Consider the following 286-nt stretch of genomic DNA (forward strand, 5'->3'; position numbering starts at 1 on the left):
TCCTGCATTTTCGGCCGGATTACGTGATCGAGACGCTGCACTCCTGTGTCGATGCCAAGAGCGGCGAAACCGGCCCCGAACCGATCTCCAGCCACGATTTTCTGATGCAGCGCCTGCGCGAGATCAATCTGGCCTGACTTGCTGCATTGCAGCATGTGGGAGCGACTTCTCGCCGCGACATTTGTAAAAATCTTTCAGTGTTGCGATTCAGGCACACCAGAAAACCGCGCATTTGCAGGGCCTTAGCGGCTCTGCTGCAATGCGGTAACTTAGCACGCGATCTTGT

At 55.6% G+C, this 286-nt stretch carries 1 pseudogene; it reads left to right on the forward strand.

Annotated elements, in window-relative coordinates:
- A pseudogene (locus A3736_RS17625) lies at positions 1 to 137 on the forward strand (isopenicillin N synthase family oxygenase); the annotation flags it as partial.
- Between the last annotated feature and the right edge of the window lie 149 nt (positions 138 to 286).

Source organism: Erythrobacter sp. HI0063, from assembly GCF_001635685.1.
Lineage (GTDB): Bacteria > Pseudomonadota > Alphaproteobacteria > Sphingomonadales > Sphingomonadaceae > Qipengyuania.